Below are 14285 nucleotides of genomic sequence, written 5' to 3'. Positions count from 1 at the left end.
GCCGCCATGCCCGTCGCCAGCCCCCAGCGTCGAGGATGTCCATGAACGTCAGCTTCGAAGAGCACTCCGCCCTGCAGGGTAGCCGCATCGCCATCGCCAGCCTGGACGCGGCGCGTACCCTCAACGCCCTGAGCCTGCCGATGATCGAGGCGCTGCTCGATCAACTCCGGCGCTGGGCCAGCGATCCGGCCATCGTTTGCGTCCTGCTGCGCGGCCATGGCCCCAAGGCGTTCTGCGCCGGCGGCGACGTTCGCCGCCTGGCCGAAGCCTGCCGCAAGACGCCGGGCACGGTACCGTCCCTGGCCGAGCGCTTCTTCGCCGACGAGTACCGTCTCGTCCATCTGCTGCATGCCTATCCCAAGCCGCTGCTCTGCTGGGGCCACGGCTACGTCATGGGCGGTGGCATGGGCCTGCTGCAAGGCGCGGCGATTCGCATCGTCACACCGGACAGCCGCCTGGCCATGCCAGAGGTTGCCATCGGCCTCTACCCCGACGTCGGCGCCAGCTGGTTCCTGCCGCGCCTGCCGGGCAAGCTGGGCTTGTTCATCGGCCTCACCGGCATCCAGGCCAACGCCCGCGACGCGCTGGATCTCGGACTCGCCGATCGCTGCCTCGCCACGCAGCAGCAACCCGCCCTGATCGAGGGCCTGGCGCAGATCAACTGGCAGGAGCAGGCCGCCAGCCAGCTCAACAGCCTGCTCCGGGCATTGGCCAACCAGGCCGTCGAGCAATTGCCGCCTGCGCAGCTGCTGCCCCGCCGCAGTCGCATCGACAGCCTGCTCGACGTCGCCGAACTGCCCCATGCCTGGCATGCGGTGACCGCACTGGCCGGCGACGCCGACGCGCTGTTCGCCCAGGCCGCCACTCGCCTTGCAGGGGGTTCGGCGCTGAGCGCCCATCTGCTCTGGCAGCAGCTGCAGCGCGGCCGCCGGCTCTCACTGCCCCAAGCGCTGCGGATGGAATACACAATGAGCCTGAACTGTTGCCGTCACCCGGAGTTCGCTGAAGGCGTGCGTGCCTACCTGCTCGACCGGGATGACCTGCCACACTGGCATTGGCGCGACGTCCAGAGCGTTCCCCCGGCGGTGGTCGCGGCACATTTCGAGCCGACCTGGGAGGTGCGCACCCGTTGGTCGACCTGGCCTGAACGGATAGGTTGGCGCTGAGCGCAGCGAAGCCCAACGGGATCGGCACGGTTCTGTTGGGCTTCGTCGCTGCGCGCCTCAGGCTGCGCGCCCCGACCCAACCTACGTATCAACGCCGGTAGTAGCGTCCACCCCGGTCGTAATGCGGCCGCAGCCGCTGATCGCGCCCATCCCGGATCGAGGGCGGGCGCTGATAACGATGCTCCTGGCGCCAGTACTGGCGTCGCTCGAAGCCCCGGTGACGGTCGTAGTACTGCGGCGGCAGTTGCCCCTGATAACGCGGCGGCAGGTTACGTTGATAATGCGGGTATTGCGGATAGGGACTGCGCGGATCGTACTGGTATGGCCGGCTGTCATAACGATAGCCGGGGCTGTAGTAGCGGGGGCTCTCGGACTGGAAAACCCAGACCCCGTCGCGCCGATCCGCATGCACCGGCAAGGTGGCCCCCAGGCTCAGGCAGAGCAGGATCAAGGCAGAACGCATGTTCATGGGCACCTCCGAACGGTGTCACCGGCTTCCATGCATCAGACCACAATGGCGAGGCATGTGCTGAGACCGCGGACAACCGGCCGCTCGCACCATCCGCTCGCCGCGACGGGCTGTCGCAGCTTGTATGGCCGCGGCCGCTTCCCGATAATAGCGACCCTTTAGCTCCACGGCTCTCGCAGCGCGCGACGGAACCTTATGACCGAACTCGCCCTGATCATGGTTAGCGCCATCCTGGTCAACAATTTCGTACTGGTGCAGTTCCTCGGCCTGTGCCCGTTCATGGGCGTCTCGAAAAAGATCGAGACCGCCATCGGCCTGTCCCTGGCCACCACTTTCGTACTGACCCTGGCCGCCATGTGCAGCTATCTGGTGCAGCAGTATGTGCTCAAGCCGTTGGATCTCGAATTCCTGCGCACCATCAGCTTCATCCTGGTGATCGCCGTCACGGTCCAGTTCACCGAGATGGTGGTGAACAAGACCAGCCCGCTGCTCTATCGCGTACTGGGCATCTTCCTGCCGCTGATCACCACCAACTGCATCGTGCTCGGCGTTGCCCTGCTCAACGCCAACAAGGCCGAATTCACCTTCCTCACCGCCACGGTCAACGGTTTCGCCGCCGGCCTGGGCTTCTCGCTGGTACTGGTGCTGTTCGCCGCCATGCGCGAGCGCATCGCCATCGCCGACGTACCGAAATCGTTCCAGGGCGCAGCGATCGGCATGGTCACGGCGGGCCTGATGTCGCTGGCGTTCATGGGCTTCACCGGGCTGATCAAGCTATGAGCGCGGTCATCATCGCGGTGCTCGCCCTGCTCGCCCTGTGCCTGCTGGGCGGCGCCATTCTCGGCTTCGCCGCGGTGCGCTTTCGCGTCGAGGGCGACCCCATCGCCGAACAGATCAATGCCCTGCTGCCGCAGACCCAGTGCGGCCAGTGCGGCTATCCGGGCTGCAAGCCCTACGCCGAGGCGATTGCCGGCGGCGACAAGATCAACAAGTGCCCGCCGGGCGGCGAGGCGACCATCCAGGCGCTGGCCGACCTGCTCGATGTCGAGGCGGAGCCGCTGGACGCCGAAGGTGGCGAAAAACCGCAGATGGTCGCCTACATCCGCGAAGCCGAATGCATCGGCTGCACCAAGTGCATCCAGGCCTGCCCGGTGGATGCCATCGTCGGCGCCGCACGGCAGATGCATACCGTCATCGTTTCCGAATGCACCGGCTGCGACCTCTGCGTCGAACCCTGCCCGGTGGACTGCATCGACATGATCGCGCTGGGCAGCAATTTGCAAAGCTGGAAATGGAATCGGCCGCCGGCGCCCGGCCAGTTGATCGCCACCGATCGGGAGCAGGCCGCATGACCTCCTTCAAAGTCTGGGACATCCACGGCGGCATTCATCCGCCGGAGCGCAAGGAACTGTCCAATCGCGCCCCGATCCAACCTGCGCCTTTGCCCAAGCGCCTGATCCTGCCGCTGGCGCAGCACCTGGGCGCGCCGGCCGAACCCTGTGTGACGCTCGGCGAACGGGTGCTCAAGGGCCAGCGGATCGCCGTGGCCAACGGCTTCGTCAGTGCCCCGCTGCACGCGCCAACCTCGGGCGTGGTCAGCTTCATCGGCGCGCAGCCCTATCCGCATGCCTCGGGCATGCTCGGCGAGGCCATCGTCATCGAAAGCGACGGCCAGGACCAATGGATCGAACTGCAGCCACAGGCCGATTACCGCCAACTGGAGCGGCCAGCGCTGCTGGAAATCATCCGCCAGGCCGGTATCAGTGGGCTCGGCGGCGCAGGCTTTCCCACCGCGGCCAAGCTGACGCCACCGCCGACGCAGCAGATTCGCACCCTGATCATCAACGGCACCGAATGCGAGCCCTACATCACCGCCGACGACCTGCTGATGCGCGAAAAGGCCGCCGAGCTGGTGGCCGGCATCGAGGTCCTGGCGCACCTGCTCCAACCGCAGGAAGTGCTGATCGGCATCGAGGACAACAAACCCGAAGCCATCGCCGCCGTGCGCGCGGCCATCGGCGAACGCCCGTTCGTGCTCAAGGCATTCCCGACCAAGTATCCCTCCGGCGGGGAAAAACAGCTGATCCAGATCCTCACCGGCGAAGAAGTGCCCAGCGGTGGCCTGCCGGCGGACATCGGCATGCTCTGCCAGAACGTCGGCACCTGCGTCGCCATCCATGATGCGGTGCTGCTCGGCAAGCCGCTCATCTCGCGCATCACCACCCTGACCGGCGAAGCCCTGGCGCGCCCGATGAACGTCGAGGTGCTGATCGGCACGCCGGTGAACGAACTGCTGGCCCTCGCCGGGCTCGAGCCGGCCAGGCTCAACCGCCTGATCATGGGCGGGCCGATGATGGGGTTTACCCTGCCCGCGCTGGACGTGCCAGTAATCAAGACCACCAACTGCCTGCTGGCCAGCACGCTCGACGAGCTCCCCGCGCCGCCTCCGGCGCTGCCCTGCATCCGCTGCGGCGAGTGCGCCGAAGCCTGCCCGGTGAGCCTGCTGCCGCAGCAGCTGCACTTCTTCGCCCTCGGCCAGGAACACGAGCAGCTCAAGGCCCATCACCTGTTCGACTGCATCGAGTGCGGCGCCTGCGCCTACGTCTGCCCGTCGAGCATCCCGCTGGTGCAGTACTACCGCGCCGCCAAGGGCGAGATTCGCGAACAGGAACACAAGCACCGGAAAGCCGAGCATTCCAAACAACGCTTCGAACTGCGGCAGGAGCGTCTGCGCCGGGCCGAAGAGCAGAAGGAGGCCGAACGCAAGGCCCGTGCCGAGCGGGCAGCCCGCGCCAAGGCCGCGCAGGCGCAGGATGCGAATGCCGGCGATTCGCCCGCAAGCGTAGAGGCGCCGAAGGCCGGCGGCCTGTCGGACATGCAGAAGAAACTCAAGATCGAGGCCAGCATGGCCCAGGTCGCGCTGAAGAAAGCCGAAAAACAGCTGGCGACGCACGCCACCGCGGAACTGCAAGCCCAGGTCACCGAGCTGCGCAGCGCCGCCGAGGCCGCACAGCGGGCACTCGATGCCGCGATGGCCGAGACGCCGGCACCTGCCGCGGCACCGGCAGCCGACGACGCGGCGGCGAAGAAGCTCAAGATCGAAGCCGCCATGCTCAAGGCGCAGATCCGCAAGCTGGAGAAGCTCGAAACCCCCGATGACGACCAGCAGGCCGAACTCGCCCGTCTGCGCCAGCAACTGCATGAGGCCGAGCAGGCCTTGGCCGCAGCCCAGAGCGCGGCGCCGACCGCGCCCGCAAAGCCGGCCGGCGACGAAGCGCTGAAGAAGGCCAAGATCGAGGCCGCCATGCTCAAGGCACAGATCCGCAAGCTGGAGAAACTCGAAGCCCCCGACGACGACCAGCAGGCCGAACTCGCCCGTCTGCGCCAGCAACTGCACGAGGCCGAGCAGGCCTTGGCCGCAGTCCAGAGTGCGGCACCGACCGCCCCGGCCAAGCCGGCCGATGACGAAGCGCTGAAGAAGGCCAAGATCGAGGCCGCCATGCTCAAGGCGCAGATCCGCAAGCTGGAGAAGCTCGAAACCCCCGATGACGACCAGCAGGCCGAACTCGCCCGTCTGCGCCAGCAACTGCACGAGGCCGAGCAGGCCTTGGCCGCAGCCCAGAGCGCGGCGCCGACCGCGCCCGCAAAGCCGGCCGGCGACGAAGCGCTGAAGAAGGCCAAGATCGAGCTGGCAATGAAGCGCGCCGAGCTGAAGAAGGCCGAGAAGGCCGGTGCCGAGGAAGCCGAACTGGGCCGCTTGCGCGACGCCCTGGCCGCTGCCGAGCAGGCCCTGCATGCCGCCGAAGACGCCTCGGCCAAACCGGCACCGCAGCTGGTGCGCACCGCCAAGCCCGGCGTGGACGAGCGCCAGCGCGAGCTCAAGACCGAAGTCGCCTTCGCCCGTGCCGACCTGCGCAAGCTGGAGCGCGAGGAAAACGCCGAGCCGGCCGCGCTGGAAACCGCCCGGGCGCGTCTGGACCAGGCCGAGCGTCAGTTGGCGGAATACCAGGATCACTGATGGAGAGGGCCCATCCAGGGCCCGCTTCAGGTAAAGCATTAGACCGGAGAGCCAATGGCCCTGCCCCGCATCACCTCGCCCCACGCCAAGGGCGCCAACCGGACCCAGCGCGTCATGCTGCTGGTACTCGCGGCTACCCTGCCCGGGGTGGTCGCCCTGACCTGGCTGTATGGCGCCGGCACCCTGATCAACCTGGCCTGGACCTGCGCCACCGCACTCGCCTTCGAAGCCGCGATCCTCAGGCTGCGCCAGCGCCCGGTCGGCTTCTTCCTGCGTGACGGCAGCGCACTGGTCACCGCCGTGCTGCTGGCATTGGCATTGCCGCCGTATTCGCCATGGTGCTGACGCTGATCGCCAGCGGTTGCGCCATCGTCTTCGGCAAGCAGCTCTACGGCGGGCTCGGGCAGAACCCCTTCAACCCCGCGATGATCGGCTACGTGGTGGTGCTGATCTCCTTCCCGGTGGAGATGACCACCTGGCCCGTGCCGCACAGCGTCGGGTTGGGCAGCGGCCTGCAGCACATCCTCGGCATCGCCTCGTTGCCGGATGGCTGGACCCAGGCCACCGCCCTGGACGTGCTGAAAGTGAACAACAGCCTCACCATCGACGAGCTCTGGCGCAATCCCGCCTTCGGCCATTTCGGCGGCATCGGTTCGGAAGTGGTGAACCTGGCGTTCCTCGCCGGCGGCCTGTTCCTGTTGCACAAGCGCCTGTTCAGCTGGCATGCGCCGGTCGGCATGCTCGGCGCCCTGGCGCTGATGAGCCTGGTGTTCTGGAACGGCTCGGGCTCGGACAGCAACGGCTCGCCGCTGTTTCACCTGCTCAGCGGCGCCACCATGCTCGGCGCCTTCTTCATCGTCACCGACCCGGTGAGCAGCGCCACCAGCCCGCGCGGCCGCCTGATCTTCGGCGCCGGCGTCGGCATCCTGGTCTACGTCATCCGCGCCTGGGGCGGCTACCCGGACGCGGTGGCCTTCAGCGTGCTGCTGATGAACCTGGCCGCGCCGACCATCGACTACTACACCCGCCCGCGCACCTACGGCCATCGCAAGGCCGAGCGCGGCTTCAAGCTGGGCGAATGACATGATGCTTCCGGAAATCAGCCGCTCGATGCTGAAGAACGCCGCGGTACTGGGCCTGTTCGCCATCGTCACCGTTGGCGTCGTGACCCTGCTCCAGCAAGGTACCGCCGCGCGCATCCAGGCCGCCGAACGTGCCGCGCAGGTGCGCGCACTGGGCGAGATCCTTCCCGCCGGCAGCTACGACAACGCCCTGCCGGACCACAGCGTCCTGCTCCAGGATCGCCTGCTGGGCAACAAGAGCCCGCTACCGGCCTATATCGCCATCAAGGACGGTCGCCCCAGCGCGGTGATCCTCCAGGCCATCGCCCCGGATGGCTACAGCGGTGCCATCCACCTGCTGGTGGGCATCTGGGCCGATGGCCGGGTAGCGGGCGTGCGGGTCCTCGGGCACCGCGAGACACCCGGCCTAGGCGACAGGATCGAGCTGACCAAGAGCCCGTGGATTCGCAGCTTCGACGGCAAGTCGCTGGAGAACCCGCAAGCCGAGGGCTGGGCCGTGAAGAAGGACCGCGGCACATTCGACCAGTTCGCCGGCGCCACCATCACGCCGCGCGCGGTGGTCGCCGCGGTGCACCGCGCGCTGCAGTACTTCGATGCGCACAAGGCCGAACTGCTGACGACCGATGCCGGCACGGCGGAAGCGTCGGGGCCGCTCGACGACCAGAGCGACCCCGCCGAAGTCACCACCCATTCCCGCGCGGCGACGCCGCGACACGCGACGCGCTGCGCGCGAGCGAACCTGAAGTCAAACCGGAGGGGGACCAGCCATGAGTGCGCCCAGCTACCGCGAACTGACCGTCAACGGCCTGTGGAAGAACAACCCGGCACTGGTGCAGCTGCTCGGGCTCTGCCCACTGCTCGGGGTGAGCAACTCGACGGTCAACGCCCTCGGCCTGGGCCTGGCCACCATGCTGGTGCTGACCTGCTCCAACATCAGCGTGTCGCTGGTACGTGGCGTGGTCAACACCGCCGTGCGTCTGCCGGCCTTCGTGATGATCATCGCCGCGCTGACCACCTGCATCGAGTTGCTGATGCAGGCCTTCACCTACGAGCTGTACCAGATCCTCGGCATCTTCATCCCGCTGATCACCACCAACTGCGTGATCCTCGGCCGCGCCGACGGCTTCGCCGCCAAGCACAACCCGCTGGTGGCCGGCTTCGACGGCCTGGTCATGGGGCTGGGTTTCTGCCTGGTGCTGGTGGTGCTCGGCGGCCTGCGCGAGCTGTTCGGCACCGGCGCCCTGTTCGCCAACATGCACCTGCTATTCGGCCCCGTCGCCAGCGACTGGCAGCTCACCCTGTTCAGCGACTACAAGGGCTTCCTGCTGGCGATCCTGCCGCCTGGCGCATTCATCGTGCTCGGCCTGCTGATCGCCCTGAAGAACCGTATCGACGAGCGGCTCGCCGAGCGGGCCCGCGCCACGCAACCCGTCGCGCCCACCGTCAACCGCCGGGTACGCGTGACTGGAGTGATCGAATGAGGGGGCAAGCGGCAAGTTTCAAGCGGCAAGCAGAAGCGGCAGCGGTTCAGACATCGGCCTCCGGCTTGGCGCTTGTGGCCCGAAGCCTGGAGCTGTTTGCATGAACGCCGAGAAACGCCGGGAAATCTTCCGCCGCTTCCACGAGGACAACCCCGAGCCGAAGACCGAACTGGCCTACAGCACGCCCTTCGAGTTGTTGATCGCCGTCATCCTCTCGGCGCAGGCCACCGACGTCGGCGTGAACAAGGCCACCGCCAGGCTGTTCCCGGTCGCCAACACACCGGAGGCGATCCATGCACTGGGCGTCGAGGGGTTGTCGGAATACATCAAGACCATCGGCCTGTACAACAGCAAGGCGAAGAACGTCATCGAAGCCTGCCGCATCCTGATCGAGAAGCATGGCAGCCAGGTCCCCGACAACCGCGAAGCGCTCGAGGCCCTGCCCGGCGTCGGCCGCAAGACCGCCAACGTGGTGCTCAACACCGCGTTCCGCCAGTTCACCATGGCGGTGGACACGCACATCTTCCGGGTCAGCAACCGCACCCGCATCGCCCCGGGCAAGAACGTGCTGGAGGTGGAGCGCAAGCTGATCAAGTTCGTGCCCAAGGAATACCTGCTGGATGCCCATCACTGGCTGATCCTGCACGGGCGCTACGTCTGCAAGGCGCGCAAACCGCAGTGCGGCAGCTGCCGGATCGAGGACCTGTGCGAGTACCAGCACAAGACTTCGGACGATTGATCGCGCACGTAAAAATCTTGCCTGGCGATTGAAAAAAACTTTTTTACCGGCCCCGGATTTGCCGCTATAAGGTGCGCCAAGAGCGCCCCCGTAGCCTTGGAGTGAACAAGTGGCCGAGAAAGAAGACATTCAGATCGAAGACGATTTCATCGCCGAAGATGACGACGAGAGCAGCGAAGCCCCGGTCGAGGTCGCCAAGACCAATCTGACCAAGCGCCGGATCATCGACAACCTGCTCGAGGAACGCCGCCTGCAGAAACAGTTGAACGACTTCGACTTCGACCTGTAAACGAAAAAGCCCCGTAAGGGGCTTTTTCATAGGCTACGGCAGGGCTGGCTGTTACGGATGGACATACCCCCCGGAGGAGCGGGCCATGCCGCGAACACCCAGCGCACAAAAGCTTAGCGGGCATGGCCCGCAGTGAAGCCCGGGGCGCTTGTAGGAGCCCGCTTGCGGGCGATCCGCCGCAGCGCCGATGATCGCCGGCAAGGACTCGGCATCCCCCCGGCGCCTACGGGCGCCGTGTTCAATGCGGCTTTCTCGAAGAGTGACCTGCGACTGCACTCTGCTTGCTGCGCGACGGCGCTGCGTCGAAGACCCGGAGGCGCCTCCTACGGACATCCGAAACACATCCGCACTGCGAGCAACACGGGGGCATAGGCTTGGTATCGGCCGCTCAGTCGCCCCGCTGCGGCGACAGCAGCTCGATCTTGTAGCCGTCCGGGTCTTCGACGAAGGCGAGGATGCTCGAGCCGTGCTTCATCGGGCCCGGCTCGCGGGTGATCTTGCCGCCACGGGCACGGATGTCCTCGCAGGCCTTGTAGACGTCTTCCACTTCCAGTGCGATATGCCCGTAACCGTCACCCAGCTGGTAGCTGTCCACGCCCCAGTTGTGGGTCAGTTCGATGACGCTGTTGTGCGCCTCGTCGCCGTAGCCGACGAAGGCCAGGGTGAACTTGCCTTCCGGGTAGTCCTTGCGACGCAGCAGGGTCATGCCCAGCACTTCGGTGTAGAAGGCGATGGATTTGTCCATGTCGCCGACACGCAGCATGGTATGCAAAAGACGCATGTCATCTTCCTCACGGTCAGAAAATGAAACCCCGGCGTCATGGGCCAGGGCTTTTTAGCTGCAAGCGGCAAGCCTCAAGCCACAAGCGCGCTCCCGCCGCTTGAAGCTTGAAGCTTGAAGCTTGAAGCTCACAACAAGGTGCGGCCCTTGCCGGCGGCGATGCGCATGCGCAACGCGTTGAGCTTGATGAAGCCACCGGCATCGGCCTGGTCGTAGGCGCCGGCATCGTCCTCGAAGGTGGCGATGTTGGCGTCGAACAGCGAGTCGTCGGACTTGCGGCCGACGACGATGACGTTGCCCTTGTACAGTTTCAGGCGCACCACGCCGTTCACGCTGACCTGGGAAGCATCGATCATCTGCTGCAGCATGCTGCGCTCCGGGCTCCACCAGTAGCCGTTGTAGATCAGGCTGGCGTACTTGGGCATCAGCTCGTCTTTCAGGTGGGCCACTTCGCGGTCGAGGGTGATCGACTCGATGGCGCGGTGGGCCTTGAGCATGATGGTGCCGCCGGGGGTCTCGTAGCAGCCGCGCGACTTCATGCCGACGTAGCGGTTCTCGACGATGTCCAGGCGGCCGATGCCGTTCGCGCCACCGATGCGGTTCAGTTCGGTCAGCACCTGGGCCGGGGTCATGTCCTTGCCGTCGATGGCGACGATGTCACCCTTGCGGTAGGTCAGCTCGATATAGGTCGGGGCGTCCGGCGCGGCTTCCGGGGACTTGGTCCAGCGCCACATGTCCTCTTCGTGCTCGGTCCAGGTGTCTTCCAGCACGCCGCCCTCGTAGGAGATGTGCAGCAGGTTGGCGTCCATGGAGTACGGCGACTTCTTCTTGCCGTGGCGTTCGATCGGGATGCCGTGCTTCTCGGCGTAGTCCATCAGCTTCTCGCGCGACAGCAGGTCCCACTCGCGCCAGGGGGCGATGACCTTGACGCCCGGCTTGAGCGCGTAGGCGCCCAGCTCGAAGCGCACCTGGTCGTTACCCTTGCCGGTAGCACCGTGGGAGATGGCGTCGGCGCCGGTGGCGTTGGCGATCTCGATCAGGCGCTTGGCGATCAGCGGACGGGCGATGGAGGTACCCAGCAGGTACTCGCCTTCGTAGACGGTGTTGGCGCGGAACATCGGGAAGACGAAATCGCGGACGAACTCTTCGCGCAGGTCGTCGATGAAGATTTCCTTCACGCCCAGCGCCTGGGCCTTGGCACGGGCCGGCTCGACTTCCTCGCCCTGGCCGAGGTCGGCGGTAAAGGTCACCACTTCGCAGTTATAGGTGTCTTGCAGCCACTTGAGAATCACCGAGGTGTCCAGGCCACCGGAATAGGCCAGAACCACCTTCTTAACGTCCGCCATGCCATCAGCTCCACGGGTTGTACGGAAAACTCGTGATTCTACCGATCGCGGCCGCGGTTTTACAGGGGCGCGCGGCCATGTCGACATGCGGAGAGCCTGCTCAGGACGATGGGCCTGCCGTGGCGGCCGAGGCGGCCGCCGGTATCGCTTCGCGCTCCAGGCGCAGGGTCACGCGGCGGTTCTTCGCCCGGTTGGCCTCGCTGCTGTTGGCCACCAGCGGGTAGCGCTCGCCATGGAAGCGCACGGTGATCTGCTCCTGCGGCACGCCGTTGGCGAGCAGGTAGTCCTGCACCGCCAGGGCGCGGCGGCGGGACAGGTCGCGGTTGAGCAGGCGATTGCCACTGTTGTCGGAGTGGCCGTCGAGGAGGATGCGATTGACGCTGGGGTCGGCGCGCAGGTACTGCAGGACGATATCCAGCCGCGCCCGCGCCCGTGGGTCCAGCACCACGTCGGCGCTGGGGAAACCGAGTTGCGATTGGCGTACCTGATCGAAATTCACCGGCAGCAGCTTGGCGGTGCAGGCCCGGTAATCTTCGTAGGCCTTGCCGAAGCGCGCCGGCAGCAGGCGAATCTCCAGGGCCTCGCCACCGTGCAGCGCGCGATGGCGAACCACCGGGCTGCGGCCTTCGAGCAAGCCGCTGAGCAACCGGCCGGCCTGCAGGTGGGTGCTGTTGAATGGAATCTCGCCGCCGCCCACGGACACCACGCCCAGGTTGATATCGCTGCGCGTCGGTTGCCAGGGCGCGGCGGCCGCGAGCAGGGTCGCCGAGCCGGCGCCGAGCCAGCGCTGCGGCGACTGCAGGCGGAAGATCGCCTGCTCGCCGGCGCGCCGCACGAACTCACCGCTGCCGAAACCGGCGATGGGTTGCACCAGCCGGCACTCGAACTGATCGCCCTCGACCTGCCACTGCACCCGTTCCAGGCGGGTCTGGAACGTCAGGGCATTGGCCGGTGAGGCCAGCAGGCACAGCATTACGAGAGGACGCAGGCGCACGATGAGCTCCGGGAGGATGCGTGTTCCTGTTGCGTATCGGTGCGCATGGGCAAAACTTGAGTACGGCATCCGGCCCGCAGGCCGCGAATGCAGCGGCCCGTCCTTCGGCAAGATGCCGTGAGCGGGCTTTTCCGGTAGCATTCGCGCACGTTTCACCCGCCTGGAAACCCGCATGTCCGACCGACTCACACTGTTGCGCCCCGACGACTGGCACATCCACCTGCGCGATGGCGCGGTCCTGCCCCATACGGTGGCCGACGCCGCCCGCCAGTTCGCGCGCGCGATCATCATGCCCAACCTGGTGCCGCCGGTACGCAACGCCGACGAAGCCGCGGCCTATCGCCAGCGCATCCTCGCCGCGCGCCCGGCGGGCAGTCGCTTCGAACCGCTGATGGTGCTCTATCTCACCGACAGCACCAGCCCCGACGACATCCGGCAGGCCAAGGCCAGCGGCTTCGTGCATGCGGCCAAGCTGTATCCGGCCGGCGCCACCACCAACTCGGCCTCCGGCGTGACCGCCATCGACAACATCTTCGGCGTGCTGGAAACCATGGCCGAGGTCGGCCTGCCGCTGCTGGTCCACGGCGAAGTGACCCGTGGCGAAATCGATATCTTCGATCGCGAAAAATATTTCATCGACGAGCAACTGAGCCGGGTGACCGCGCGCTTCCCGACGCTGAAGGTGGTCTTCGAGCACATCACCACCCGCGATGCCGTGCAGTTCGTCGAGGCGGCCGGCAACAACGTCGGCGCCACCGTCACCGCGCACCACCTGCTGTACAACCGCAACCACATGCTGGTCGGCGGCATCCGCCCGCACCTGTTCTGCCTGCCGGTGCTCAAGCGCAACCTGCACCAGGAGGCGCTGCTCGACGCGGCCACCAGCGGCAACCCGAAATTCTTCCTCGGCACCGACTCGGCGCCGCATGCCCGGCACGCCAAGGAAGCCGCCTGCGGCTGCGCCGGCTGCTATACCGCGCATGCCGCCATCGAGCTGTATGCCGCCGCGTTCGAGCAACGCCAGGCGCTGGACAAGCTGGAGGCCTTCGCCAGCCACTTCGGCGCGGACTTCTACGGCCTGCCGCGCAACACCGAGCAGATCACCCTGGTCCGCCAGGACTGGGACGTACCGGCCAGCCTGCCGTTCGGCGAGCAGGTGGTCGTCCCGCTGCGCGCCGGTGAACGCCTGCACTGGCGCCTGGAGGAGAGCGTATGAGCGACGACAGTTTCGACGACGAACTCGAGGGCCATCTGCCCGGCAAGCCGCGCTCGCCCATGGCGCGGCGCTTCCGCGGTTTCCTGCCGGTGGTGATCGATGTCGAGTGTGGCGGCTTCAACTGCGCCACCGACGCCCTGCTGGAAATCGCCGCGGTGACCATCGGCATGGACGAACAGGGCCTGCTCTACCCGCAGGACACCCTGTTCTATCGCGTCGAGCCCTTCGCCGGCGCCAACATCGAGGCTGCCGCGCTGGAGTTCACCGGCATCAAGCTCGACCACCCGCTGCGCATGGCGGTGGCCGAATCGCACGCGCTCGGCGAGATCTTCCGCAGCGTGCGCAAGGCGGTGAAGTCCAGTGGCTGCAAGCGCGCGATCCTGGTCGGCCACAACAGCAGCTTCGACCTGGGTTTCCTCAACGCCGCCATCGCCCGCTGCGAGATCAAGCGCAACCCCTTCCACCCCTTCTCCAGCTTCGACACCGCGACTCTGGCTGGCCTCGCCTACGGCCAGACCGTGCTGGCCAAGGCCTGCCAGGCGGCGGGAATCGACTTCGACGGTCGCGAGGCCCACTCGGCCCGCTACGACACCGAGAAAACCGCCGAGCTGTTCTGCGGCATCGTCAACCGCTGGAAGGAGATGGGCGGCTGGGAAGAGTTCGACGACTGAGCGCGTCGCCCCCAGCCAAGGGCCGCCCGGCGC

12 protein-coding genes and 3 pseudogenes are annotated in these 14285 nt (G+C 66.7%); 11 read left to right on the top strand and 4 right to left on the bottom strand.

The window, feature by feature from the left end; genetic code table 11:
• Positions 1-41: 41 nt before the first annotated feature.
• A pseudogene (locus BAY1663_RS06240) lies at positions 42-1147 on the top strand (enoyl-CoA hydratase/isomerase family protein).
• A gap of 107 nt (positions 1148-1254) precedes the next feature.
• Here BAY1663_RS06240 and BAY1663_RS06235 read toward each other — a convergent pair.
• Complete coding sequence (locus BAY1663_RS06235) at positions 1255-1635, bottom strand: hypothetical protein (RefSeq protein ID WP_037038685.1); 381 nt, start codon at positions 1633-1635, stop codon at positions 1255-1257.
• Between the two features lie 195 nt (positions 1636-1830).
• Here BAY1663_RS06235 and rsxA point away from each other — a divergent pair, with 195 nt between their 5' ends.
• From rsxA to BAY1663_RS06195, 8 genes and pseudogenes are all read left to right on the top strand, one after another.
• Positions 1831-2415 carry an electron transport complex subunit RsxA gene (gene rsxA, locus BAY1663_RS06230; RefSeq protein WP_003282096.1) on the top strand — a complete coding sequence of 195 codons (585 nt, stop codon included), beginning with the start codon at positions 1831-1833 and terminating at the stop codon, positions 2413-2415.
• Complete coding sequence (rsxB, locus tag BAY1663_RS06225; protein WP_037038683.1) at positions 2412-2987, top strand: electron transport complex subunit RsxB; 576 nt, start codon at positions 2412-2414, stop codon at positions 2985-2987. Before rsxA ends, rsxB begins: the two co-directional genes overlap by 4 nt.
• A complete protein-coding gene (rsxC, locus tag BAY1663_RS06220) occupies positions 2984-5653 on the top strand; it encodes an electron transport complex subunit RsxC (RefSeq protein ID WP_037038681.1) in 2670 nt (889 codons plus the stop codon). Before rsxB ends, rsxC begins: the two co-directional genes overlap by 4 nt.
• A gap of 54 nt (positions 5654-5707) precedes the next feature.
• Positions 5708-6735: pseudogene (locus tag BAY1663_RS06215) on the top strand (RnfABCDGE type electron transport complex subunit D).
• A gap of 1 nt (position 6736) precedes the next feature.
• A pseudogene (rsxG, locus tag BAY1663_RS23340) lies at positions 6737-7506 on the top strand (electron transport complex subunit RsxG).
• Positions 7503-8216, top strand: coding sequence for an electron transport complex subunit E (locus tag BAY1663_RS06205; protein WP_037038676.1), 714 nt, complete (start codon positions 7503-7505; stop codon positions 8214-8216). The pseudogene rsxG and the gene BAY1663_RS06205 overlap by 4 nt, the downstream one beginning before the upstream one ends.
• Before the next feature lie 100 nt (positions 8217-8316).
• Positions 8317-8955, top strand: a complete 639-nt coding sequence (gene nth / locus BAY1663_RS06200) for an endonuclease III (RefSeq protein WP_037038674.1) — start codon at positions 8317-8319, stop codon at positions 8953-8955.
• Positions 8956-9064: 109 nt separating this feature from the next.
• Positions 9065-9244, top strand: coding sequence for a PA3496 family putative envelope integrity protein (locus BAY1663_RS06195; RefSeq protein WP_003282969.1), 180 nt, complete (start codon positions 9065-9067; stop codon positions 9242-9244).
• Positions 9245-9632: 388 nt separating this feature from the next.
• Here BAY1663_RS06195 and gloA read toward each other — a convergent pair whose 3' ends face one another.
• The 3 genes from gloA to BAY1663_RS06180 form a co-directional block, all read right to left on the bottom strand.
• The gene (gene gloA, locus BAY1663_RS06190) at positions 9633-10025 is read right to left on the bottom strand and encodes a lactoylglutathione lyase (protein ID WP_037038671.1); all 393 of its coding nucleotides are present in this window, start codon (positions 10023-10025) and stop codon (positions 9633-9635) included.
• A gap of 128 nt (positions 10026-10153) precedes the next feature.
• Positions 10154-11371, bottom strand: coding sequence for an argininosuccinate synthase (locus BAY1663_RS06185; protein WP_037038667.1), 1218 nt, complete (start codon positions 11369-11371; stop codon positions 10154-10156).
• A 100-nt stretch (positions 11372-11471) separates the two neighbouring features.
• Entirely contained in the window at positions 11472-12365 is an 894-nt protein-coding gene (locus BAY1663_RS06180) for an OmpA family protein (RefSeq protein ID WP_037038664.1), read from the bottom strand.
• Between the two features lie 172 nt (positions 12366-12537).
• Between BAY1663_RS06180 and pyrC the strand changes: the two genes are divergently transcribed.
• Together pyrC and rnt are read left to right on the top strand one after the other, a co-directional pair.
• The gene (pyrC, locus tag BAY1663_RS06175) at positions 12538-13581 is read left to right on the top strand and encodes a dihydroorotase (RefSeq protein ID WP_037038662.1); all 1044 of its coding nucleotides are present in this window, start codon (positions 12538-12540) and stop codon (positions 13579-13581) included.
• Complete coding sequence (rnt, locus tag BAY1663_RS06170) at positions 13578-14252, top strand: ribonuclease T (RefSeq protein ID WP_037038661.1); 675 nt, start codon at positions 13578-13580, stop codon at positions 14250-14252. Before pyrC ends, rnt begins: the two co-directional genes overlap by 4 nt.
• Positions 14253-14285: the final 33 nt, after the last annotated feature.

Source organism: Pseudomonas sp. BAY1663, from assembly GCF_000582595.1.
Classification (GTDB): Bacteria; Pseudomonadota; Gammaproteobacteria; order Pseudomonadales; family Pseudomonadaceae; genus Stutzerimonas; species Stutzerimonas stutzeri_AF.
The sequence above is the reverse complement of the archived record's forward strand: the minus strand, read 5'-3'. Positions and strand labels throughout refer to the sequence as shown.

Bases quoted from the DNA above. Each gene is read 5' to 3' on its own strand.
- rsxA (WP_003282096.1), top strand. From the start codon at position 1,831: ATGACCGAACTCGCCCTGATCATGGTTAGCGCCATCCTGGTCAACAAT.
- rsxC (WP_037038681.1), top strand. From the start codon at position 2,984: ATGACCTCCTTCAAAGTCTGGGACATCCACGGCGGCATTCATCCGCCG.
- rsxB (WP_037038683.1), top strand. From the start codon at position 2,412: ATGAGCGCGGTCATCATCGCGGTGCTCGCCCTGCTCGCCCTGTGCCTG.
- nth (WP_037038674.1), top strand. From the start codon at position 8,317: ATGAACGCCGAGAAACGCCGGGAAATCTTCCGCCGCTTCCACGAGGAC.
- rnt (WP_037038661.1), top strand. From the start codon at position 13,578: ATGAGCGACGACAGTTTCGACGACGAACTCGAGGGCCATCTGCCCGGC.
- BAY1663_RS06235 (WP_037038685.1), bottom strand. From the start codon at position 1,635: ATGAACATGCGTTCTGCCTTGATCCTGCTCTGCCTGAGCCTGGGGGCC.
- gloA (WP_037038671.1), bottom strand. From the start codon at position 10,025: ATGCGTCTTTTGCATACCATGCTGCGTGTCGGCGACATGGACAAATCC.
- pyrC (WP_037038662.1), top strand. From the start codon at position 12,538: ATGTCCGACCGACTCACACTGTTGCGCCCCGACGACTGGCACATCCAC.
- BAY1663_RS06205 (WP_037038676.1), top strand. From the start codon at position 7,503: ATGAGTGCGCCCAGCTACCGCGAACTGACCGTCAACGGCCTGTGGAAG.
- BAY1663_RS06185 (WP_037038667.1), bottom strand. From the start codon at position 11,371: ATGGCGGACGTTAAGAAGGTGGTTCTGGCCTATTCCGGTGGCCTGGAC.